At 71.9% G+C, this 22,115-nt stretch carries 17 protein-coding genes; 9 read left to right on the forward strand and 8 right to left on the reverse strand.

The features are described 5' to 3' along the window. The first annotated feature begins 412 nt into the window (after positions 1 to 412). Positions 413 to 1,630: a cytochrome P450 family protein gene (locus ACZ6QO_RS13600; protein ID WP_465850541.1), complete on the forward strand. Its 1,218-nt coding sequence runs from the start codon at positions 413 to 415 to the stop codon at positions 1,628 to 1,630. A 51-nt stretch (positions 1,631 to 1,681) separates the two neighbouring features. Here ACZ6QO_RS13600 and ACZ6QO_RS13605 read toward each other — a convergent pair whose 3' ends face one another. Then, a complete protein-coding gene (locus ACZ6QO_RS13605; protein ID WP_465850543.1) occupies positions 1,682 to 3,001 on the reverse strand; it encodes an alpha/beta hydrolase in 1,320 nt (439 codons plus the stop codon). Positions 3,002 to 3,055: 54 nt separating this feature from the next. Between ACZ6QO_RS13605 and ACZ6QO_RS13610 the strand changes: the two genes are divergently transcribed. Further along, on the forward strand, positions 3,056 to 3,631 hold the full coding sequence (locus ACZ6QO_RS13610) for a helix-turn-helix domain-containing protein (protein WP_465850544.1): 576 nt from the start codon (positions 3,056 to 3,058) through the stop codon (positions 3,629 to 3,631). A 47-nt stretch (positions 3,632 to 3,678) separates the two neighbouring features. Here the strand turns inward: ACZ6QO_RS13610 and ACZ6QO_RS13615 are convergent, their stop codons facing one another. Genes ACZ6QO_RS13615 through ACZ6QO_RS13625 form a run of 3 tightly spaced genes read right to left on the reverse strand, consistent with a single transcriptional unit; the run spans position 3,679 to position 6,194 of the window. Continuing rightward, positions 3,679 to 4,479 carry an ABC transporter permease gene (locus ACZ6QO_RS13615; RefSeq protein ID WP_465850546.1) on the reverse strand — a complete coding sequence of 267 codons (801 nt, stop codon included), beginning with the start codon at positions 4,477 to 4,479 and terminating at the stop codon, positions 3,679 to 3,681. Between the two features lie 3 nt (positions 4,480 to 4,482). Next, positions 4,483 to 5,265: an ABC transporter permease gene (locus ACZ6QO_RS13620; protein WP_465850547.1), complete on the reverse strand. Its 783-nt coding sequence runs from the start codon at positions 5,263 to 5,265 to the stop codon at positions 4,483 to 4,485. After that, positions 5,265 to 6,194, reverse strand: coding sequence for an ABC transporter ATP-binding protein (locus tag ACZ6QO_RS13625; protein ID WP_465850549.1), 930 nt, complete (start codon positions 6,192 to 6,194; stop codon positions 5,265 to 5,267). The genes ACZ6QO_RS13620 and ACZ6QO_RS13625 overlap by 1 nt, the downstream gene beginning before the upstream one ends. Before the next feature lie 232 nt (positions 6,195 to 6,426). On the opposite strand from ACZ6QO_RS13625, the gene ACZ6QO_RS13630 reads away from it, so the two are divergent. Beyond that, complete coding sequence (locus ACZ6QO_RS13630) at positions 6,427 to 8,742, forward strand: phosphoketolase family protein (RefSeq protein WP_465850550.1); 2,316 nt, start codon at positions 6,427 to 6,429, stop codon at positions 8,740 to 8,742. 77 nt (positions 8,743 to 8,819) lie between these two features. On the opposite strand, the gene ACZ6QO_RS13635 is transcribed toward ACZ6QO_RS13630, so the two are convergent. From ACZ6QO_RS13635 to ACZ6QO_RS13650, 4 genes are read right to left on the reverse strand one after another with little or no spacing between them, the layout of a single operon-like run. After that, complete coding sequence (locus tag ACZ6QO_RS13635) at positions 8,820 to 9,971, reverse strand: alpha/beta hydrolase family protein (RefSeq protein ID WP_465850551.1); 1,152 nt, start codon at positions 9,969 to 9,971, stop codon at positions 8,820 to 8,822. A gap of 12 nt (positions 9,972 to 9,983) precedes the next feature. Next, positions 9,984 to 11,414 (reverse strand): S41 family peptidase, encoded by a 1,431-nt coding sequence (locus ACZ6QO_RS13640; protein ID WP_465850553.1) that lies wholly within the window; start codon positions 11,412 to 11,414, stop codon positions 9,984 to 9,986. Continuing rightward, a complete protein-coding gene (locus tag ACZ6QO_RS13645; RefSeq protein WP_465850554.1) occupies positions 11,411 to 12,493 on the reverse strand; it encodes an ABC transporter permease in 1,083 nt (360 codons plus the stop codon). The genes ACZ6QO_RS13640 and ACZ6QO_RS13645 overlap by 4 nt, the downstream gene beginning before the upstream one ends. After that, complete coding sequence (locus tag ACZ6QO_RS13650; RefSeq protein WP_465850556.1) at positions 12,490 to 13,380, reverse strand: ABC transporter ATP-binding protein; 891 nt, start codon at positions 13,378 to 13,380, stop codon at positions 12,490 to 12,492. Before ACZ6QO_RS13650 ends, ACZ6QO_RS13645 begins: the two co-directional genes overlap by 4 nt. A gap of 284 nt (positions 13,381 to 13,664) precedes the next feature. On the opposite strand from ACZ6QO_RS13650, the gene ACZ6QO_RS13655 reads away from it, so the two are divergent. The 6 genes from ACZ6QO_RS13655 (at position 13,665) to ACZ6QO_RS13680 (ending at position 22,110) form a co-directional block, all read left to right on the forward strand. Then, positions 13,665 to 15,041 (forward strand): sensor histidine kinase, encoded by a 1,377-nt coding sequence (locus ACZ6QO_RS13655; protein ID WP_465850558.1) that lies wholly within the window; start codon positions 13,665 to 13,667, stop codon positions 15,039 to 15,041. Then, the gene (locus tag ACZ6QO_RS13660; RefSeq protein WP_465850560.1) at positions 15,038 to 15,709 is read left to right on the forward strand and encodes a response regulator; all 672 of its coding nucleotides are present in this window, start codon (positions 15,038 to 15,040) and stop codon (positions 15,707 to 15,709) included. Before ACZ6QO_RS13655 ends, ACZ6QO_RS13660 begins: the two co-directional genes overlap by 4 nt. 427 nt (positions 15,710 to 16,136) lie before the next feature. Next, entirely contained in the window at positions 16,137 to 17,129 is a 993-nt protein-coding gene (locus ACZ6QO_RS13665; RefSeq protein ID WP_465850562.1) for a hypothetical protein, read from the forward strand. Continuing rightward, the gene (locus ACZ6QO_RS13670) at positions 17,113 to 18,117 is read left to right on the forward strand and encodes a lysostaphin resistance A-like protein (protein WP_465850564.1); all 1,005 of its coding nucleotides are present in this window, start codon (positions 17,113 to 17,115) and stop codon (positions 18,115 to 18,117) included. Before ACZ6QO_RS13665 ends, ACZ6QO_RS13670 begins: the two co-directional genes overlap by 17 nt. Next, complete coding sequence (locus ACZ6QO_RS13675) at positions 18,071 to 19,000, forward strand: HesA/MoeB/ThiF family protein (protein WP_465850565.1); 930 nt, start codon at positions 18,071 to 18,073, stop codon at positions 18,998 to 19,000. Before ACZ6QO_RS13670 ends, ACZ6QO_RS13675 begins: the two co-directional genes overlap by 47 nt. Positions 19,001 to 19,080: 80 nt before the next feature. Continuing rightward, positions 19,081 to 22,110, forward strand: a complete 3,030-nt coding sequence (locus tag ACZ6QO_RS13680) for an AfsR/SARP family transcriptional regulator (protein ID WP_465850567.1) — start codon at positions 19,081 to 19,083, stop codon at positions 22,108 to 22,110. Positions 22,111 to 22,115 lie beyond the last annotated feature (5 nt).

A 22,115-nucleotide genomic window follows, 5' to 3' on the forward strand; every position in this document is an offset into this window, starting at 1 on the left:
GGGGTCAGGGTGCCGGGAGATCACCTCCCGCACGGCTTCCATCCCCGATCCCGGACCGGCGCGCGCCACGTACCACGAAAGAGCTGTTCATCACGCGGGCCGGGCCGGACAGCGCGCGGACGAACGAGACCCGACAGGCCGGTCCCCGCTGGTGAACAAATAGGCCGCGGTCATTTGCGTTCTCGCCACGATCAGATCCATCTCACCCCACCGTCCGGACTCCAGCGGGTCGTCGCGGTGCAGGGGCGCCACGTCGGTGTCTGCTCCAAGCTGCCGGCCCCGGGCAGGTCTTAGGCAGGTCGGAGATGGTGGGCCGCTTGGCCGGCGGTTGCCGTGGGCGGGCGATCGGGATACTGTCGCCATTCAGATTTTTATCTCACGTGATCTCGTCATCTGAAATCTCGGAGGATTCATGCCCGCATCCGGCCCCGACTTGAGCCGCGTTCCCGAGGTGGATCTGACCAGGCCCGAGGTGATCGGCGACCCCTTCACCGCCTACGGGCAGGTCCGCGAGGGCTCGCCGCTGGCGCGTCTGCTCATCCCCGGCATGAACCCGTGGTGGCTGCTCACCCGGCATGAGGACGCCAAGGCGCTGCTGAGCGACCCGCGGTTCGAGATCAACTCCGACAGCTACATGCGGCCGGGCGTGCCGGACGACTGCCTGCCCTACATGCGCACCATGGCGGAGATGAGCGGGCCGGAGCACGCGCGCCTGCGCAAGCTGGTCGCCCCGGCGTTCAGCCCGCGGCGGGCCGCCGACTTCCGCCCGCGCATCCAGGCGATCGCCGACAGGCTGCTCAACGAGATGCCGGAGCGGGCGCCGGCCGGTGACGAGCCGATGGATCTGCTGCCGCACTACGCGCGGCCGCTGCCGATGGAGGTCATCTGCGAGCTGGTCGGCATCCCCGAATCAGATCGGCCGCGGTGGCGCGCCTACGGCGCCTTCATCGCGGCCGGCGCGGGCCAGGAGTTCTCCGCGGCCATCCCGGAGATCATCGAAGACGCCAAGGCGGCGGTGGCGCGCAAGCGGGCCGAGCCCGGTGACGATCTGCTGTCGGATCTCATCGGTGCGCAGGCCGACGACGGCGACCGGCTCAGCGACGTCGAGCTGGTCGCGCTGGTGTGGCTCGTGGTGCTGGCCGGCCAGACCCCGGCCAATCTCATCGCCAACGCCGTGGTGACGCTGCTCGGCCACCCCGGCCAGCTCGCGGCCCTGCGCGAGGACCCGGCGCTCATGCCCGGAGCCGTGGACGAGCTGATCCGCTGGTGCGGCCCGACGCTGCTGTCGATCCCGCGATACGCCCGGCAGGACACCGAGCTGCTCGGCACGCCGGTGCGCGCGGGGGAGGCCGTGACGGTGGCCGTCGCCGCCGCCAACCGGGACCCGCGGGCGTTCCCCGACCCCGACCGGTTCGACATCAGGCGAGACAGGGGACCGGCGGCGCATCTGGGCTTCTCCCACGGGCCGCACTTCTGCCTGGGGGCATCACTGGCTCGCGTGCAGACCCAGGTGGCGCTCACCGCGCTGCTGGCCCGCTTCCCCGGCCTGGCCCTGGCGGCGTCCGCCGGCGAGCTGCGCGCACCCGACCCCGGCAACTGGCGGGTGACCGCCGTCCCGGTGACCGTCTGAAGCCTTCTCGCCCGGGTCGCCCGCACCGTCGTGTCCTGTGGTCCGGGGTGGTCAGCGTCTGAGGCCGGCGAGGAGCCGGGCGATCGCTGATGGGCGCGGTGCCAGCCAGTCGGCGATGTCGGTGACCACGGCCGCGTCAACGTGCTGGGGCCTGTCGTAGTCGGCGGGCGTGGAGGGGCCCGAGCCGGTGAAGAACAGGTGGTCGTCGGCGTCGTAGACGCGGATGGTGACGTCCGTACGGTGGGCGAGGCCCGCCTGCCAGCCCGCGAGGTCGTCGGCGACGGTGACCTGGTAGTCGCGGCCGCCCTGCAGGATGAGCATCGGCTTGTCCAGGTCGGCCGCGGTCGCGACCGGGTCGTAGCCGCGCAGGTCGAGCCAGTACGCCCCGGAGTAGCCGAAGGGCAGCTCCGCGGCGGGCGTCTCGGCCGACAGCCGAGGGCTGTCGACGAGTGCGGCCTGCCGCGTGATGGCCTCGACCGCGGCCTGTGCGCCGGGATCGGCCGAGGCGAGGTGGCGGACGACGCGGACGGCGGCCCGGTGCATGGGCTGGGTGTCACCGGCCAGGAGCACCAGTCCGGCCACCGACGGCTCCGCTGCGGCGACCCGCGGGGCGACCTTGCCGCCCATGCTGTGCCCTGCGACGTACACCCGCGCGGCGTCGACGGCAGGGTGGCGCTGGAGCAGGTGAACGGCCGCGACGGCGTGCGGGACGTACTCATCCCTCATCGTGAAGTCCGGGATCGCCGCCACCTGGGCGGCGTGGGCGTGGGTCACCTTGTCGAAGCGCAACACCGCCACGCCGCGGCCGGCCAGCCCCCAGGCCAGGTCTTTGAGCGGTTTGTTGGGGCCGGTGGTGGCGTCCCGGTCGAACGGCCCGCCGCCGCTGAGCAGTACCACCGCGGGCCGCGGGCCGCGCCCGCGCGGCAGGCTCAGCGTGCCGGGCACGGCCAGTGCGCCGGAGCCGACGGTGACCTCGTGCTCGTCGAATCTCCCGCGGCGGGCGTACGGCGGCGGCGTCCACGGCGCGGCGAGCGGAGGCGCGAGCCGCAGGTCCTGCAGCAGGCCGGTCCCGTCGACCGCCATGACCACCGTCAGTCCGCCGCGTTCGCAGGTCACCGGGACGCTGACCTTGACCAGTTCGGCCTTGCCCGTCGCGGTCACCCAGCTTTCGGGGGCCGGCTCGCTGATCGGCGTACCGACCGCGGAGATCGGCCCGATCCTGGGGAGCTGACTCTCCCAGCCGACTTGCAAGGTCTCGGCGGAGGCCACCGCTCGCAGCGGCGGGGCGAACAATGCCGCGATGTCGGTGAAGCGTCCGCTGCGCGCCATATCGACGACCGCCGTGGCGATCGCCGCCGGATCTGCTGCCATGGCCATCCTTTCTACTATTTTGCGAACGGTAGCACAGCATGAGACCGTTGTGGTGTGGACACTTTGGAGCTTCTGGCGCATCCGGTGCGGCTGCGGATCGTGCACGCGATGCGCGGGGAACGCGAGCTGACCACCGGCCAGCTGTGCGCACGCCTCCCCGACACCTCCAAGGCCATGGTCTACCGGCACGTCGACCTGCTCGCGGCGGGCGGAATCCTCGAAGTGGCGGGCGAGCGGCGGGTGCGCGGCGCGGTGGAGCGCCGCTACCGGCTACGCCACGACCGGGCCGTCCTCGACGCCGATGCGCTCACGGCCATGACACCCGACGACCACCGGCGTGCCTTCGCCACCTCGATGGCCGTCCTGGTGACCGAATTCAACGCCTACCTCGACCGCGAGGGGGCCGACCCGGTGGCGGACCTCATCGGTTACCGGCAGCACGCCGTCTGGCTCACCCGCGGCGAGCTGGAGGAGATGATCAGGGAGTTCCGTCGCGTGATCCTGCCCCTGTTGACCAACCAGCCGACGCCGGACCGCACACAGCACCTGCTCAGCCCGATCTTCTTCCCGGTCGAACAGCCGCCCGCCGACTCCGAGCCGGGCCGGGATCGTGCCGCCCCTGGTACGTGATCAGCGGCTACGACAGTACCTGGGCGGTCATGAGACGGCGGTTGTGGTCAGACGCACAGGACGCGGTGCAGTCGGCGGGCGGCGAACCACAGGCCGCCGGCGACCATGGCCAGCAGGTAGGCGACGTGGACGAGCAGGCCCCAGCGCGGGTCGCCGGTGGACAGCCCTCGCACCAGCTCGACCGCGTGGTACAGCGGGGTGAGCCGCACCAGCACCTGCATGACCGCCGGGTAGTCGCCGACGGGGGAGAAGGTGCCGGAGAACAGGAACAGCGCGAACTGCGCGGTGGACATCAGGTCGAAATCCTGCCAGCCGCGCATGAGCGTGCTGACGGCCATGCCGACGGCGCCGAACGCCATCCCGACCAGGATCGTCGCGGGGAAGGCCGCCAGCGCCCACAGCGGCGCGGCGAGCCCGAGCGCCACCATGACGAGCACGAACATCGCGGTGTACAGCGAGCCACGGAGCATGGCCCACCCCAGCTCGCCGAGCGCGAGCTCGAACGGCCGCACCGGCGTGGCCAAGATGGCGTCGAAGGTCTTCTGGTACTTCATCTTGTGGAAGAAGTTGAACGTGGTCTCGGCCAGCGCGCCCGACATCGCCGAGACCGCGAGCATGGCCGGGGCGACGTAGGCGGCGTACGGCAGGGACCGGCCGTCCACCGGGAGGTCGCCGACCAGCGCGCCGACGCCGACGCCGAGGGACAGCAGATACAGCAGCGGTTCGAAGAAGCCCGACAGCAGCACCAGCCAGTAGGACGGGCCCGAGCGCAGCGCCCCCAGGTTGCGGCCGATCACCGCGCCGACCCGGCCGGGAGCGACCCGGGCGACGATCATCGTGGTCACCATGTGTCAGTCCTGAAGTCGCTTGCCGAATGCGTGGAAGGCCCACAGCGTGCCCGCCGCGGCGAAGACCACCAGGTAGGCCAGGTGCGCGGCGACCGGCCAGGGCGGCGTGACGCCCAGCGTGGCGGCGCGGGCGAGCTCGACGCCGTGCCACAGCGGCGAAAGGTAGGCCAGCGGCCGGACCGGCGCGGGCATCTGCTCCACCGGGAAGAACACTCCGCTGAACAGCGTGGCGGGGATCATCACGAAGCGGAACACCAGCGCGAAGTAGCTGTCGTGGTCGACGGTGGCGGCGAAGGCCATCGTGGGGGCCGCGGCGGCCAGGGCGACCAGCGCGCACACCAGCGGCGTGACCAGCGCCCACGGCGAGCGCAGCGCGCCGAACAGCGAGGTGACGCCGAGGAAGACCAGCACCGCGATCTCGGCGCGGATCAGGATGTACAGCAGCCAGCCGCAGACCATGTCGCCGACCTGGACGGGGGTGGCGCGCATGGCGTGGTAGGCGCGGCTCCACTTGAAGTCGCCGAGCACGGGGTAGGTGCACTCGCCGACCGACATCTGGAAGGCGGTGGAGGCCAGCACGCCCGGGACGATCCACGACAGGTAGTCCACCCCGCCGATGTCGCCGACGTATCCTCCGACGCCCAGGCCGATGCTGAGCAGGAACAGCACGGGCAGCCCGAAGGAGGAGAACGCCGAGGCGCTCCACAGCCGGCGGTAGAGGGTCAGGGCGCGCTCGAGCACCGCGAGCGTCGAGCGGGCCGAGACCTGGGCGGCGAACGGGGCCATCAGTCGACCAGCGTCCGGCCGGTGAGGTGCAGGAAGACGTCCTCAAGGGTGGAGCGGCGCGCCAGCACGCTGGAGGGGGTGAGCCCGCGCCGGTGGACCTCGGCGATGACGGCGTCGCCGTCGGCCGCGTACACCAGCAGGCGGTCGGGCAGCGGGTCGACGCGTTCTCCGACGCCGGCCAGCTTGGCGGCCAGGTCGGCGGGTCGCTCGTCGCCGAAGCGCAGCTCGACGACCTCAGGGGTGGAGTAGGTCTGGATGAGCGAGCGGGGGGAGCCCTCGGCGACGATGCGGCCGCCGTCCATGACGACCAGCCGGTCGCACAGTTGCTCGGCCTCGTCCATGTAGTGGGTGGTGAGGACCAGGGTGGTGCCGCGCCGCTTGAGCTGGAACAGCCGCTCCCACAGCAGGTGGCGGGCCTGGGGGTCGAGGCCGGTGGTGGGCTCGTCGAGCAGGATGATGTCGGGTTCGTTGACCATGGCGCGGGCGATGGTGAGGCGGCGCTTCATGCCGCCCGACAGCGGCTCGACCTTGCTGCCGGCGCGGTCGGACAGCTGGACGAACCGCAGCAGCTCATCGGCCCGGCGGCGGGCCTCCTGCCGGCTGAGGCCGAAGTAGCGCGCGTAGACGGTGAGGTTCTCGCGCACGCTCAGGTCGAAGTCCAGGTTGTCCAGCTGGGGGCAGACGCCGAGGCGCGCGCGGATGCGGGTGCCGTCGCGAGAGGGATCCATGCCGAGGATGCGCAGCTCGCCGGCGGTGGGCATCGACACACAGCCGATCATGCGCATGGTGGAGGACTTGCCCGCCCCGTTGGGGCCGAGGAAGCCGAACGCCTCGCCGGGCGCCACCGAGAGGTCGATGCCGTCGACCGCGGTGAAGCCGCCGAAGCGTTTCACCAGGCCACGGGCGTAGATCAAGGGTTGTTCCGACACGAGGAAGAACCCTAGCCAACGCCCCCGACAATCCCGCAACGCATTTTCCGCCCGGTACGAAGGGTCCTTCCGGCCGCGCGGAAGGACGCCGGGGACGGCGCGGTGAGGTGAGCTTCCCCTGGTCGGCCCAGGCGACGGCGCGCTCGCGAGGACGGTGCCACCGCCGGCCGCCCCTGGAGTCAGGGACCAAGGTCTCTGGAATACTCCGCGCCGACCGGGAACGCTCATATGCATGAACGAGCTTGAGCGAGTCGATGCTTTCTGGCGTGCGGCCAACTACCTGTCGGTCGGGCAGATCTACCTGCTCGACAACCCGTTGCTCGGTGAGCCCTTGCAGCCGGAGCACATCAAGCCCCGCCTGCTCGGCCACTGGGGCACGACCCCCGGCCTGAACTTCATCTTCGCCCACCTCAACCGGGTGATCAAGCGGCGCGACCAGGACATGATCTACATTGCCGGCCCCGGGCACGGCGGCCCGGCCGCGGTCGCCCACGCGTGGCTGGAGGGCAGGTACTCGGAGGTCTACCCCGAGATCTCCCAGGACGAGAACGGGATGCGCCGCCTGTTCCGCCAGTTCTCCTTCCCCGGCGGCGTCCCCAGCCACGTGGCCCCCGAGACGCCCGGCTCCATCCACGAGGGAGGCGAGCTCGGCTACTCCCTCGCCCACGCCTACGGTGCCGCGTTCGACAACCCCGATCTGGTGGTGGCGTGCGTCGTCGGGGACGGCGAGGCCGAGACCGGCCCGCTGGCCGCGAGCTGGCACTCCAACAAGTTCGTCAACCCGGCCAGGGACGGCGCCGTCCTGCCGATCCTGCACCTCAACGGCTACAAGATCGCCAACCCGACCGTCCTGGCGCGCATCCCCGAGCCCGAACTGGTCAAGCTCATGGAAGGCTACGGCTACCGCCCGCACATCGTGTCGGGCGACGACCCCGCTGTCATGCACCGGCTCATGGCCGACACCCTCGACACGGTGTTCGACCAGATCGCCGAGGTCAGGGCCGGAGCCGACAAGCGCTGGCCGATGATCATCCTGCGCACGCCCAAGGGCTGGACCGGCCCCAAGGAGGTCGACGGGCTGCCGGTCGAGGGCACCTGGCGCTCCCACCAGGTGCCGCTGGCGGTCGTCCGCGACAACCCCGGCAAGCTCGGCGACCTGGAGCGATGGCTGCGCTCCTACCGGCCCGAGGAGCTGTTCGACGAGCGCGGCCGCCCGGTGGCCGAGGTGCGCGCCCTGGTTCCCGAGGGACCGCGCCGCATGAGCGCCAACCCGCACGCCAACGGCGGCGAGCTGCTCGCCCCGCTGGTGCTGCCCGACTTCCGCGACTACGCCGTCGAGGTCAAGGCGCCGGCGACCTCCACCACCGAGCCGACGCGCACGCTGGGCGAATTCCTGCGCGACATCATCGCCGCCAACCCCCGCAACTTCCGCCTGCTCGGCCCCGACGAGGTCGCCTCCAACCGGCTGGGCGCGGCGTTCGAGGTCACCGACCGGGTGTGGAACGCCGAGCGGCTGCCCACCGACGAGCACATCGGCGCGGACGGCCGGGTGATGGAGGTGCTCAGCGAGCACCTGTGCCAGGGCTGGCTGGAGGGCTACCTGCTGACCGGCCGCCACGGGCTGTTCACCTCCTACGAGGCGTTCATCCACATCATCGACGCCATGTTCAACCAGCACGCCAAGTGGCTGGAGGCCTCCCGCAAGATCCCCTGGCGGCGCCCGGTCGCCTCGCTGAACTACCTGCTCAGCTCGCACGTCTGGCGTCAGGACCACAACGGCTTCAGCCACCAGGACCCCGGCTTCCTGGACGTGGTGGTCAACAAGAAGGCCACCGTGGTGCGCGTCTACCTGCCGCCGGACGCCAACACCCTGCTGTCGGTCGCCGACCACTGCCTGCGCTCACGCGACTACGTCAACGTCGTGGTCGCCGGCAAGCAGCCGGTGCTCGACCTGATGTCGATGGACGAGGCGATCCTGCACTGCACCCGCGGGCTGGGCATCCTGCAGTGGGCGTCCAACGACCAGGGCGTGGAGCCGGACGTGGTGCTCGCCTGCGCCGGCGACGTGCCCACCCTGGAGACGCTGGCGGCGGCCGACCTGCTGCGCCGCCACCTGCCCGATCTGAAGGTGCGCGTGGTCAACGTCGTGGACCTCATGCGGCTGCAGCCGGACTCCGAGCACCCCCACGGCCTGACCGACACCGCCTTCGACGCCCTGTTCACCGCCGACAAGCCCGTCATCTTCAACTTCCACGGCTACCCGTGGCTGATCCACCGCCTGACCTACCGCCGGCACGGCCACGACAACCTGCACGTGCGCGGGTACAAGGAGGAGGGCACCACGACCACGCCCTTCGACATGGCGATGATGAACGACATCGACCGCTACCACCTGGTCATGGACGTCATCGACCGCGTCCCCGGCCTGGCGGAGCGCTGCGGCCACCTGCGGCAGGAGATGGCCGACGTGCGTACGCGGGCACGGGCCCACACCCGCGAGTACGGAGAGGACCTGCCCGAGGTCCGCGACTGGAACTGGCAGCACTGACCCTCCCGCGCCGTACGGACGCGCACCGCGCGCAAGCAGGCGCACGAACGGGCCGGCGGCGATGCGGGACCGCCGGCTCAGGACGGAGCGCAGGTCCCGGGGCAGAACCGGGCTTCGGGATGGCGCGGGGACGGCTCGTCCAGCAGGGGCTGTGGCCGGGATCTCAGGTGCCGGTCGAGGAAGGCCGCCACGTAGGTGCGGGTGAGTTCGGCGGCGCGCGCGGCGGGCAGGACGCCGGCGGCAGGCGTGATGCCGAGCGCGTCCGCCAGCAGCGGGGTGTCGGTGAAGGACTGGTGTTCGGCGCCCGTCAGCACGATCCAGCGTTTCCATCCGGTGAGCAGCTTCCAGTCGCGGTCCCACGTGGGGAAGGGGCCTCCGGAGACGTGCTGCGCCGAGCCGAGGAACATCAACGGCCGGGAGAGGCCGCTTTCGGGGATGCGGGCGTAGCCGGTGCCGTCCATGTCGATCCCGGCCCGCACGCGGGGGTCCGTCAGCATGGTCGCGATGGCGCTGGACCCGCCGATGGACTGGCCGACCATGGCGATGCGCGACCGGTCGATCCGTCCGGAACCGTCCCACTTCGCCGGCAGCTGGTCGAGGACGAACGACACGTCGGCGGCCCGTCCTCGCACCAGCCCGGCGCCGAAGCCGGGATCGGAGTTGGCGTCGCAGGCGAGGCATCCGGCGACCCGCCCGCCGGACAGGGTGGTGGCGTAGCTCTCGTAGGTGTGGTCGACGCCGGCCACGACGTAGCCCCGGCTGGCCAGGTCCTCGGCCAGGGAGGTGAGGGTGCTCACCGGTTTGGTGAAGCCCGGGGAGAGCACCACCAGTGGCAGCGTTCCGCCCGCGGGCCGGGCGTCTTCGACGGCGTTCGTCCGGGTCTTGCTCAGCGTGTCGTACGGCGCGCCCGCGATGCCGGTGCCTTTCAGCAGCAGTTCCGATTCCGTGGGCGTCATGTACGCGGCGCGCCGCCCGTCGCGCTGATCGGTCGGGTACCACAGGGTGACCTTGAGCTCCCTGGCGTCGGCGTCGAGGTTCCAGGGGTCGGGACGGGAGGTGTCGGTCAGGTGAAGGACGGTGGTGCCGACCGGGTGGGCGCCGGTGGGGGCGGGCAGGGTCGCGGGGCCGGCCGGCGGGGTGGACGCGGCGGCTCTGGGCGGGGTGGGCGCCGAGCAGGCGGACATGGCGAGGACGGCCAGGCCCGCGGCGGCCGCCACGATCTGTCTCATGGGGAGGTCCGTTCAGTCGCGCAGCAAGGTGAGTGCCCTGGTCAGGGCGGGGTCGTGCCCGGCGGCGGCGTCCTTCGGGGTCGTGGGCACGTAGTGGTCGGGGGCCACGCCGATGCGGTCGATCACCTCGCGGTCCGGGCCGAGGTGGCGCCTGCCGGGCAGGCGCAGCGTGGTGTTGTCGCGCAGCAGGTACGGCTGCGCCGGGCCGGAGACGACTCCGGCGGTCCTGGTGCCGACCAGCCGGCCGAGGCGCAGGTCCTTGACGGCGGCGCTGAAGTGCTCGCACGCCGAGGCGCAGCCGCGGTCGACGAGCACCGCGAGCGGCAGTCCGAGCAGCTCGACGGTGTCGTCGGTCCGCAGGGGCTCGCATCTGTCGTCCACGGTGCAGTGGTAGGCGGTGACCTTGCCGTGGACGAACGCGCTCAGCAGCCGGACCGCCTCGGTGGGGCTGCCGCCGTCGTTGCCGCGCAGGTCCAGCACGACGCCGGCGAGGACGTGGTCCGCGCGCAGCCGGGCGATCGCCCGCAGGATCCGCTCCGCGGAGTCGGGCAGGAATCCGGTCGCCCGTACGTAGGCGATGTCGTCGTCCAGCAGCTTCGGCCGCACCACCCGCAGGACCGCCGGGTCCTGCGGGAACAGGCCCGGTGCGAGGGTCGCGGTCCAGCGGCGGCCGGTGCTCTGCCGCAGCAGCCGCAGCCGGACCGGGCGCGTCTGCGGGTATCGCGGGTAGAGGGCGGCGATCGCGGGGCTGGGCTCGCCGTCGACGAAGGGAGCCGAACCGTTGATGGACTCGATGACGTCGCCCGGACGCAGCCCGGCGGCCCGCGCCGCGCCGCCCCGCACCTCGGTGATGAACAGCGGGGGAAGGGCGACGCCGGGGTTGAGGTCCACCTGCGGGCCGTTGACGTTCGCCTGGAGGCCCAGCCCGTAGCCGTCGCCGTCGTAGTAGCCGGGCGGCTGCCCGACGCCGTGGACCCAGGCGGCGTGCTCGTCGCCGAGGGCGGCCACGATGGCCTCGAGGGTGACGACGGCCAAGTCGTCGCGCAGGTCGGGGACCTGGCCGGTGACCGTGCGGTAGACGGCCTCGAAGGCGGCCCAGTCGGCCGCGCGGTCGCCGGTCAGCGCCGGCATGGTGGCCCCGGGGAGGTCACGCCCGTGGCGGTCGAGTTCCTGGGTGAGGGCGGCGAACCCGGCGGTCAGCAGCGCGCGGGCGTCCAGCGTGGCGCCGCCGTAGTAGTGGCCGAGGATGCAGAGGTACGCCTGCTCGACGACGTCGATCGTGGTGGGGGTCTGCGCAGCGAGGGCTCCGCGCGGCGGCGCGCACGCGGTGCCGGCGGCCGTGCTCGCCTGGCCGCGCGGCGCCGTGGGCGCGGTGCAGGCCATTGTGAGCGGGAGAGCCAGGAGGGTGGTGAGCACGGCGGCCGCGGTCCTGGCGGCGGTCATGGCGTGCCTCGCCGGATCCACCGGAAGGCCGGCCAGGTCAGGCCGAGGGTGAGCAGGGCGTAGATCCCGGTCTCGATCCACTGGAACGGCCAGAAGCGCTCAAGGGGCTGGTAGGTCGCCTGTTGCCGGTAGCCGAGCCGGCTGATCTCCGCCAGGCAGGCGCTGGTGCCCACTGGTCCCCCTGCCGGTGCGCAGGGTCCCGACGTCGTGGCGACCGAGACCGACCGCGCGATCGTCGAAGACGGCCCCGGCCCCGCGTCGCCGCTGTCGTCGACCGTGTGTCCGGAGGGATCGAGGAGGTCGCTGGACAGGACCCAGGCGCCCGCGTGGCCGGGGACGGCCGACGTCCTCAGGAAGATCCGCACGGGTCCGCCTCCCTGCCGCTGCACGTGAAGCTGGTCCACGTTCGCCTGGCCGAGCTCGAACGTCGCGCTGACCGGCGGCATCAGGTGCGGCCGGACCAGCAGCGGCATGGCGAACTGGACGGCGGCGAAGACGGCCAGGGTGAGGGTCATGGCGGGCAGCGTGCGGCGCACCGCCATGCCCACGGTCACGCCGAGGACGAAGGCGAAGGCGGCGTACGCCATCGGGGCGATGCCGCGGGCGCTGAACACCAGGGGAGACATCTGGGCCATTTCCGGGACGGCGGACTTGTCCAGCGGGTCGGACCACCAGGTGACCGCGAGGCCGCACGCGCCGGCCGCGGCCACGGCGGCCAGGCAGGTGATCCCCAGCTTGACCGCCAGCCAGCGCCCGCGGGTGACGCTCTGGTTCCAGACCAGCAGGTGCGTGCCCGACTCCAGCTCACGGGTGATCAACGGCGCTCCCCAGAAGAGCCCGACCAGCGCCGGCAGGATCAGCACGACGAGGGTGAGGGCGAGAAACGGGAGCTGGTAGTCCTCGAAGAAGCGGTCGAAGAAGTCGGCGCAGGTGTCGTCCAGGGTGCAGCCGGCGATCCCGGTCCGGTAGGCGGTGGCCACGCCGGGGCCGGTCAGGGCCAGCACGCCGGTGAGGACGGCGAGAACGCCGGCCACCGTCGCGGCCGAGGCGCGCAGTTGCCGCCAGGTCAGCCAGATCATCCTCGCGCCTCCGAGGCGGCTCGCCGGTCGTCGGTGGCGCCCTCGTCCATGTAGGCCAGGACGAGGTCTTCCAGGCTGAGCCGCCCGGCCGTCCAGGCGGGATCGCCGGCCGGCGCTTCGCCGCGGACCACGAACGTGCTCCGCCCGTCGGCGTGCCGGACCGAGACCACGTGCCGGCCGGCGGGCGGCCGGACCGGATCGCGGCGCGGGCCGGTGAGCCGGTGATGGGTGGCCAGCAGCTGGCCGACTCCGCCGGCCACCCGCACGCGCGAGCCGACGAGCACGACCAGGAAATCGCAGACCCGTTCCAGGTCGGACACCAGGTGAGAGGAGAGCACCACACTCATGCCGTTCTCGGCGGCGGCCTCCATCAGCCCCTGCATGAACTCGTGACGGGCCAGCGGGTCGAGCGAGGCCGCGGGCTCGTCCAGGATCAGCAGCTCGGGCCGTTTGGCCAGGCCCAGGGTGAGGGCGAGCTGGGCGCGCTGGCCGCCCGACAGCCTGCCCGCCCGCCGGGCGGGGTCGAGGCCGAGCCGCGCGACGCGCTCCCGCGCCATGGCGCCGTCCCAGCGCAGGTTGAGCCGCGCCCCGAGTCTCAGGTGCTCGGCGACGGTCAGGCCCGCGTAGAGCGGGGTCTGCTGGGCGACGAAGCCGACCTTGGCCGACTGCGCGGGTGTGCCGCCCGGCCGGCCGCCGAGCACGGCGATGCCGCCCGCGCTCGGCTCGAACTGGCCGGCGGCCAGTTTCAGCAGCGTGGACTTGCCGGCTCCGTTGGGGCCCACCAGCCCCACGATGTGGCCCGCCGGTATGTCGATGGTGCAATCGCGCAGCGCCCAGCGTCCGCCGTACTTCTTGCCCAGCGCCTGGGCCCGCAGAACGGAACTCACCTCGTGTCCTCCCGAGCAGAGGTTCGGAAAAAATGGGGGGTGGTCATGAACAGCGCCTCGATCGCCGGGCCGGCCATGCCAGGCGCCGGGCCGCACCGCGGCCTGACGCCGGGAACGAAGCTAGGCGCGGCTCCCGCCGGTGCGCTTCGGCCGCGATGCCGAGATCACCTGACGCTTGGGAACGAGAGGCCGCCAGGTCATCCCTGCGATCTAGTCCCGAAGAGGGTGGAGCCCCGTCACGACGGCCGATGTGGGACCGGCGGGGCAGGCGTGACAATGTGCCGGTGGACACCGGTGAACGACGGCCGTGGTGGCGGCGCGTGCTCGACCTGTACCGCCGGCTGAACGAGGACCACTTCGATCAGGACGCGCCGGGGCGGCGCGGCGACGCGCCCCCGAGGCCGCCGAAGCCGTCTCGCCGGGCGCTCGCCGCCGACGTGGCGGTCGCGATCGTGCTGACCGTCCTCGCGGTTACCGTGGCGGCGGGGCGTCCGGCGATCGGCTCCGCCGGGCCTCAGCCCGCGGCGTTCGAGAACCTGCGGCTCCGGCCCGAACCGCCGGCCGGTCGGCCACCACCTCCCCGCCTGCCGTCCGGCGGCCCGTCGGCGCCCTTCGGCCGTCCGTTCGCCGAGCGTCCGTCCCACACCGCGCCCGCGTTCCTCGTGGCGCTGACGGCGCTGCCGCTGGCGGCGCGGCGCCGGTACCCGCTCATCGTCTTTTGGGTGGTGCTGCTCGCGGCGCGGGCCACGCACACCGACGCGACCTGGATCACGGTGCTGACGTGCACGATCGCCGCGTACGGCGCCATCGTGCACAGCCGCGACCGGGTCCTTGCGACGGGCGGTCTCGTGCTCGCGGCCGGGCTCGCCGGCGCCGGGTTCGGGGACATCGCCCCTGCGCTGCCGGGCTGGACGGGGCCGCTCTTCCTCCTGCTGGGCGTCGGCGTCGCCGGGAACCTCGTCCGTTCCTGGCGACGCCGGCTCGACGAGGTGCGGCAGGCGCAGGCGGACGCCACGCGCAGGGCCGTCGCGGAGGAGCGCTCGCGGATCGCCGCCGAACTGCACGACGTGGTGACCCACAATGTCAACGTGATGGTGATCCAGGCCGGCGCGGCCCGCAGCGTGCTGGACACAGAGCCTGACCAGTCGAAACAGGCCCTGCTCGCGATCGAGTCCGGCGGCCGGGCCGCCATGGCCGAGCTGCGCCATGTCATGGGCCTGCTCGCCGGCCCGGGCGGCGAACGCCTCGACGGGCCCGCCGACGGGCTCGAACCCCAGCCCGGGCTCGACCGGCTCGACGCCCTGATAGAACGGGTCCGCGCCGCCGGAGTGCCGGTGGACGTCGCGGCGTCCCCGCCCGGGCCGCTGCCTCCCGGGGTCGACCTCGCCGCCTACCGCGTCGTACAGGAAGCCCTCACCAACACGATCAGACACGCGCCCGGGGCCAGCGCGTCGGTGACGATCGGCCATGACGACGACTGGCTGGAGGTCGAGGTGACCGACACCGGCGGGACACGCGGCGCCGAGCCCGCCACCGGCGGCGGCCGGGGGCTGATCGGGCTGCGCGAGCGGATCGCCCTGTACGGCGGAACCCTCGACGCCGGACCGACGGCCGGCGGCGGGTTCCGGACCAGGGCCCGCGTCCGGTGGAGGAGCGCGTGACCGACTCCTTGCGCGCCGTCATCGCCGACGACCAGGCGCTGGTCCGCACGGGATTCCGCATGATCCTCACCGCCAACGGCATCGAGGTGGCGGCCGAGGCCGCCGACGGGGAGGAGGCCGTCGCGGCGGTCCGCCGTACCAGGCCCGACGTCGTGCTCATGGACGTCCGGATGCCGCGGATGGACGGCCTGGAAGCCACCCGCCGGATCCTCGCGGGCGGCGGCGGGGACACCCGCGTGCTGATCCTGACCACCTACGACCTCGATCACTACGTGTACGCCGCGCTCACCGCGGGCGCGAGCGGGTTCCTGCTCAAGGACGTCTCACCCGAGCACCTGGTGGCCGCGGTACGACTGGTGCGCTCCGGCGACGCCCTGCTCGCGCCCGCCATCACCCGCCGCCTGGTCGAGCGGTTCGCCCGCCGCGACACCGCGAAGCCGGCCCTCCACCGTGACCTGTCCGGCCTGACGCCTCGGGAGGTGGACGTGCTGCGCCTGCTCGCCACCGGCCTGAGCAACGCCGAACTCGCCGGCCGGCTGTCGCTCAGCGTGGCCACGGTGAAGACCCACGTCGCGAGCATCCTGTCCAAGCTCGGCCTGCGCGACCGGGTCCAGGCCGTGGTGGTCGCCTACGAGACCGGCCTGGTCTCTCCGGGCGGCACCGGCTGACCCGCACCGGAACACCGTGCGCGTCGCCGACGGCACCTCCGCCCGGCTCGACAGGCCCGCCTGGTCCGCTGACCCTCCCGCGCCGTGCCGACCGACGCCCGCGATGGCAGGCCACCCCGGCCGCCTCGCGGGCGTGTCCGCGTCCGGGGCGGAAGGGGCGCCGAGCCCTTCTCTGAGCCGATGTGGCCGCGGTTCAGCAGTGGTGTGGCGGGCCGGAGCATCGTTGCGTATGAGCGGCTCCGAGGTCACGAGAGGAGGTGTACGTGATGACGCCAGATGTCATTTCTTCGGTGATCGGCGACGTGATCGCGACCATGCAGGCCTGCGAGGGCATGGTGCTGTCGGTCGTTGACGGTCTTATGTGAGGTCCCCGACCGCTCTGCGGCCGCGGAGCGGTCATCATCTCTTGCGCTGAACATCTAAGGAGATGACTTCGGTGGTCAATGCCGACGTCCGGCCTTTCGTCGACCTCGACCCGTCCGGCGTGGCGCGCTTCGCCGAGCGCCTGCCCATGGAACGCGTTCCCAACATCGGGGCCTTTCGCGATCAGGGCCTTCTGCGGAAGGCGGTTCAGGGCGCCCGCGAGAGTTTCCACGAGGAGCTCCGGGTGGCGGAGAACCTGCTGGAGGACCGGTCGGTCGCCGTCGCCGTGGTCCGGTTCCCGGCCGCCGCCGGATGCACACCGCAGCAGGAGATGCTGCTGAACGCGGTCCTCGCGGTGTCGGTGGGCGGCGCGCTGACGAGAACGTCGATCGACCCGCGCAACGGCACGCCGTTCATGTTGAGCAGGTCGACGCCGGTGAACCACGACAAGCTGAGATCCGCCGGCCTTGGCACCTCGGGCCTTGCGGAGGTCCACGGATTCCACAATGACGTGCGCGTTGACCCGGCGACCGAGGACGTGTTCGTTCCCGACCGTATCGTCCTGCACAACATCTACATCGGGTTCCGCGAGCCGGGGGAGCTGATCTGGGTTCCGTACCAGCGCTGGACCTCCTTCGCGAGATATCAGGAGATCTTCGGCGTCGGCCGCCCCTACCTGATGGATCTGACGCCGGACGCGCATGAAGGCGACGATCTCGGCGCCTTCGCCAGGAGAACGGCGCTGGTCCCCGTCTTCTCCGACGAGGCGGGGGAGATGCGGGTGTGCGTCGCCGGCCAGATCAGCGGCTCGCCCGACGTCATGGATCCAGAGCTGCCACGGCGTCTTCAACGGTCTCTCGGAGAATGCCCGGCGCGGATCGTGATCCCGCAGACCACCCGCCAGGTCGTGGTGCTCGGCAACAGGTACGGCTTCCACGGGCGCGACACCTTCGCCGGGGCGACGGACGGCGTGCGGGTGCTGCTGCGCATGATGGACGGCCGCGGCGCCCGGGCGGGCCGGTCCACGCTACGAGGTGAGCATGCGCTCCTCCGCTGAGCCCGTCCACCTCGGGCGCATGACCGGCGGGCCCGAGGTGAGGTACGAACATCTGGCCAGGAACCCGGCCATCCGCTGGTGGCGCCCCGTCGCCGGCACCGCGATCGTGGCCGCGGCGATGTTCGGCTGCGCGTTGCTGGTTCTCATAGCGGTGAACCTGGTGGCGCGCAGGAGGGGGATGCCGACTCCGCTGACGCTGGAGCGGCTGTACGACGACCACGTTCTCGGATTGATCGTCGTGCTCGTGCCCGTCGCGGCCCTGCTGCCCGTGGTGTTCCTCACCGCGGCCGCCCTCCAGCGCCGTGCCCCGGGCACGCTCGCTTCGGTCGCAGGGAGACTGCGCTGGTCATGGATGCTGCGATGCGCCGGCGTGGCGCTGATCGCGGTGGCGTGCGGTCTGGGAACACAGGTGTTCGTCTATGGCGCGACCGGGCTGGGATCGCCTGTCGCCGTCGGGTGGCGAAGCTGGGACTCCTTCCTGCCGCTGCTGGCCCTCATCGTCCTGCTCGTGCCGTTCCAGGCCGCGGCCGAGGAGTACGTCTTCCGCGGCTGGCTGATCCAGGCCCTCGGCACGTTCATCAGGTCTTCCTGGCCCGCGGTGTTCGTCGGCTCGCTGGTCTTCGCGTCGCTGCACGGTTACACCGGCTGGGGGACGGTGGACGTCTTCTCCTTCGGTGTTCTCACGGGCTGGTTGACGGTTTCCACGCGGGGGCTCGAAGCCGCGATCTCCATGCACGTCGTCAACAACCTCGTGGCGTTCCTGCTCCCCGCGGCGGCGGGAGAACTGAGCGGAGCGCTCCGTCAGGGTCCGGTGCCCTGGCAGTCCCTGACCGGCTCCATGGTGCAGTTCGCCGTCTACGGCGTGTGGGTGGGTCGAATGACGCGGAGCGAGAAGACCTCCCGGTTCCGTTTCACCTCTCGTTCGGGAAGGGGAGACAAGAATGCGGATCGCCCTGAGGGGATGCGCATGGGAGTGTCCGGGGGGTGAACCGCTCATCGGTGACGAAGACCGCTCGCGCGGCCGGGAGGAGCTCGGCACCCGGCATCATGCCAACCTGGCCTTCTTCGCCATGTTCGCCGACCCGGAGCGGCCGCGGGCCGAGTACGTGCGCAGGCTGCGACGGTCGCACGTGCTGGTCCTGGGCATGGGTGGCCCGGGGGCCTGTCTGGTGCAGTGCCTGTCCGGACTCGGGGTGGGGCGGATGACATTGGTGGAGAAGGACCAGGTGGTCGCACGCGACTTCGCCCACCAGTTCCTCTACCGCCACGCCGATCTCGGTCGTTCGAAGGTCGAGCGCGCCACCGAGTGGGTCCGGGACTACGACCCGTCGATCGCCGTACGTCCGGTCGAGCGCCGCATCAGCGGACCGGAGGACCTGAGCGGCCTGCTCGACGGTGTCGATCTGGTCGCCGGCGTCCTGGACGGTCGTCTGGAGGCGCCGTTGTGGGTCGGCGAGGCCGCCGTCGGGGCGGGCGTGCCGCTGGTGCTGGGCGGCCTGGCGGGCTCGCAGATCGTTTTCTGCTCCGTCGATCCGCGAGGCGGCGCCTGCGCGCGGTGCGTCTGGAGGGATCGGCTCGCGCCGGACGAGACGACGGCGACGGCGTTCACCGGACGCGACCGGGCGGCGTTCATGCGCGCCAACGCCGTGATAGGCCCGCTGGCCATGCAGATCGGATCGCTCATGGCCTGGGAGGCGCTTCGCTACCTGACGGGATTCGAACCGCCCCGCGCCGCTGGGACGCTCGCCCTGGTGGACCCGCGAACCGGTCTGGCTCCCCGCCACCGGCCGATCACGCGGGACCCCGGATGCCCGGTGTGCGAACCGATGATGTCGGAGGAAGGGGGCGACGCACCACATCTCGGATCTTGACGGCACGGGCATTCGCCCACTTACTGGTGATCAATCCCTCATCGGAAGATCACAGATCGACGACTCAGTGGAGCGCAGCCATGGCGGGAGTGACCTTCGGCATCCTGGGCCCCGTCCATGTGTACCGGACAGACGGACGGGAGGCCGCGCTCAAAGGCAAACAGTACGCGTTGCTGGCGGCGCTGCTGCTCAACATCAACGCGCCGGTCTCCCGGGAGCGGCTGATCGACGCGTTGTGGGAAACCCCGCCCGCCTCCGCCGTCTCCAATCTGCAGACCCACGTCGCCCGCATACGCAGGACGTTCTCCTCCGACATCCGGCTGTTCACGAAGGGCACGGGCTACCTGCTCGAGGCCGCTCCGGAAGACGTCGATTTCCTGGTCTTCGACCGGGAGGTGCGACGCGCGCGAGCCGAGGTGAAGCAGGGCGACTTCATCGCCGCGGTACGCCGGTACGCACGGGCCCTGGAGTTGTGGCGAGGGCGTCCCGCCGAGGGCGCCCAGCTGTACAACTGGGCGCTGTCGCGGATGGCGGAGCTGGAGGAACAGCTCGCCGAAGCGCGCCTGGACTGCGCGGAGGCCAAGCTGGGCATCGGCCTGCACGCGGAGGTGATCACCGAGTTACGGCGGTTCCTGGGGGAACAACCCCTGTGCGAGCGCGCGTGGCGGCTCATCATGCTCGCATATGCGCGGGCCGGTCAGCGGCATCGGGCTCTGGACGCCTACCGGCAGGCGCGCACGCACCTCGTCGACGAACTGGGCATCGAGCCCGGCGACGAGTTGCGGCGGCTGCAGGCGGTCATCCTGGCCGATGCCCTGCCTGCGGCCGATCCCGAACCCCGCAAGACGCTCTGCCAGCTCCCGCCCGACTACGGCGACTTCGTCGGCCGGCGCGCGGAGCTGGCCGCGGTGACCGGCAACCTTCTCCCGGTTCACGGCCGCGACGCACCCGCCGCCGCGACCGTGCCGATCAGCGTCATCTCCGGCCAAGGGGGCGTGGGCAAGACCACCTTGGCCGTGCACATCGCGCATCGGCTCCGGCACGCCTTCCCCGACGGTCAGCTCTACATCGACCTGCGCGGGGGCGGAGGTCACCCGGTGCACGCCGCCGAAGCCCTCGGCCGATTCCTGCGCGCCCTCGGGATCGACAGCTCCGCGGTGCCGGCCGACCTGGACCAACGCGCCGAGCTCTATCGTGAGCGGCTCGCCGACCGGCGCTATCTCATCGTGCTCGACAACGCGGCGGAGGAGGCGCAGCTTCACCCGCTCATCCCGGGCACACGAGGGTGCGCCGTCCTTGTCACCAGCAGGCGACGCCTCACCACGCTGCCCACGACCCAGCGTGCCGACCTTGGCGTTCTTCCCCTCGATGAGGCCGTCGAGATGCTGGGGAACATCGTCGGCGCCGACAAGACCGCCGAGGCGCCCGGCGACGCGCACAGCCTGGTGCAGCTCTGCGGCAGGTTGCCGCTGGCCGTGCGCATCGCCGGCGCCAAGCTCGCCGCGCGCCCGTACTGGAGCCTGAGCCACATGGTCGCCCGCCTGAGCAACACCCGCGGCCGCCTCGGCCAGCTCTCCCATGGCTCCCATGAGGTCCGGGCCAGCATCGCCATCGGGTACCAGGGCCTGCCGTCCCAGGCCCAGCGGATGTTCCGCCGGCTTGGCCTGCTGGAAGCGCCCGACTTCGCGATCTGGGTCGGTGCCGCGCTGCTCGACACCTCCGAGCAGGTGGCCGAGCAACTGATCGAGCAGCTGGCCGACGTCCGCCTCCTTGAGGTGGCGGGCCACGGTCAGGACGGGCAGGTGCGTTTCCGCTTCCACGACCTGACCCGGGCGTACGCGCGGGAACGCGCCGAGGCCGACGAACAGGAGCGTGAACGGGCCGCCGCTCTCCAGCGCGCGTTCAGCGGATGGCTGGTCATGACTCAGCACGCGCATGCCCGGCTGTGCGGCGGTGACCACCGTGTCATCCACGGCACGGGCGTCCGCTGGCGCCCTGATCCGCAGACCGCGGACGGCGTGGCGGGCGACCCGCTCGCCTGGATCGAAACCGAGCGGACGGGAATCGTCGCCGGCGTACGCCAGTGCGCGGCGCAGGGACTCGACGAACTGTGCTGGGATCTTGCCGCCAGCGCCATGAATCTGTTCGAGACACGCAGCTTCCACGACGAATGGCGCACCACCCACGAGACCGCCCTGGACAGCGCCCGCCGCTCAGGCAACGTCCGCGGGCAGGCGGCCATGCTCAACGGGCTCGCGCGACTGTTCTTCGCCCAGGACGACCTGAACCGGTGCGGCCGGGCCCTGGAAGAGGCGCTCAGGATGTTCCAGGAGGCCGGGGACCGGTACGGGCATGCCCTGGCCCTGGTCAACATGGCGGAGCTCCACCGTCTCCAAGGACGCGACGCCGACACGATGGCCTGCTACGAGCAGGCCGCGGACGGCCTGGCGCGGGCCGGCGACCGCAGCACGGAGGCCACCGTCATGCGGGGCATCGGCCGGATCCACTTCGACCAGGGCCGCCTCGAACTCGCGGGCCCGTTCATCGAGCGGTCCATCCAACTGGCGCAGGAGACCGGCGACGTGCGTTCGCGGGAGTACACCAGAATCGTCCTGGGAGAGATCGAGCTCACCCGCGGCAACCTCGCCGCCGCGGAAGGCTGCTTCAGTCAGGCACTGTCGCATCTCGACCGGCTCGGCTTCCGCCCGGGGATCGCGTACGCGTCCTGGTGCCTGGCCTCGGCCAGGCTCGCCCAGCACGACTTCGCCGACGCCGAACGGTTCCTGCAGCAGGCCATGGCGATCTGCCGCGACCTCGGAGACAGCGTGAGCGCGTCCCGCGTCCTGATCACCAAAGCCGAGCTCCGGCGTCGGCAGCGGCGCTTCGACGAAGCGGTGGCGACGTTGACGGAGGTCGTGGCGATCTGCCAGGCCGTCCCCGTCCCTCGGCGCCACGGTCTCGCGCTGCAGGCCCTGGGTGACGTGCACCGCGACGCCGGAGACCTTCCCGCCGCGCTCGACGCCTGGAGACGCGCCCTCACGATCTTGGAGGCCACCTCCTCGCCGGAGACCGGGCAGGTCGCCGCGTCGCTCAAGCTGTACGCCACATGACCACC

The organism is Sphaerisporangium sp. NPDC049457 (genome assembly GCF_055586705.1).

What these genes read in the sequence shown, in the direction of transcription:
- ACZ6QO_RS13600 (WP_465850541.1), top strand. Translation starts at nt 413, where the DNA reads ATGCCCGCATCCGGCCCCGACTTGAGCCGCGTTCCCGAGGTGGATCTG.
- ACZ6QO_RS13605 (WP_465850543.1), bottom strand. Translation starts at nt 3,001, where the DNA reads ATGGCAGCAGATCCGGCGGCGATCGCCACGGCGGTCGTCGATATGGCG.
- ACZ6QO_RS13615 (WP_465850546.1), bottom strand. Translation starts at nt 4,479, where the DNA reads ATGGTGACCACGATGATCGTCGCCCGGGTCGCTCCCGGCCGGGTCGGC.
- ACZ6QO_RS13620 (WP_465850547.1), bottom strand. Translation starts at nt 5,265, where the DNA reads ATGGCCCCGTTCGCCGCCCAGGTCTCGGCCCGCTCGACGCTCGCGGTG.
- ACZ6QO_RS13630 (WP_465850550.1), top strand. Translation starts at nt 6,427, where the DNA reads ATGAACGAGCTTGAGCGAGTCGATGCTTTCTGGCGTGCGGCCAACTAC.
- ACZ6QO_RS13635 (WP_465850551.1), bottom strand. Translation starts at nt 9,971, where the DNA reads ATGAGACAGATCGTGGCGGCCGCCGCGGGCCTGGCCGTCCTCGCCATG.
- ACZ6QO_RS13640 (WP_465850553.1), bottom strand. Translation starts at nt 11,414, where the DNA reads ATGACCGCCGCCAGGACCGCGGCCGCCGTGCTCACCACCCTCCTGGCT.
- ACZ6QO_RS13645 (WP_465850554.1), bottom strand. Translation starts at nt 12,493, where the DNA reads ATGATCTGGCTGACCTGGCGGCAACTGCGCGCCTCGGCCGCGACGGTG.
- ACZ6QO_RS13665 (WP_465850562.1), top strand. Translation starts at nt 16,137, where the DNA reads ATGACTTCGGTGGTCAATGCCGACGTCCGGCCTTTCGTCGACCTCGAC.
- ACZ6QO_RS13670 (WP_465850564.1), top strand. Translation starts at nt 17,113, where the DNA reads ATGCGCTCCTCCGCTGAGCCCGTCCACCTCGGGCGCATGACCGGCGGG.
- ACZ6QO_RS13675 (WP_465850565.1), top strand. Translation starts at nt 18,071, where the DNA reads ATGCGGATCGCCCTGAGGGGATGCGCATGGGAGTGTCCGGGGGGTGAA.
- ACZ6QO_RS13680 (WP_465850567.1), top strand. Translation starts at nt 19,081, where the DNA reads ATGGCGGGAGTGACCTTCGGCATCCTGGGCCCCGTCCATGTGTACCGG.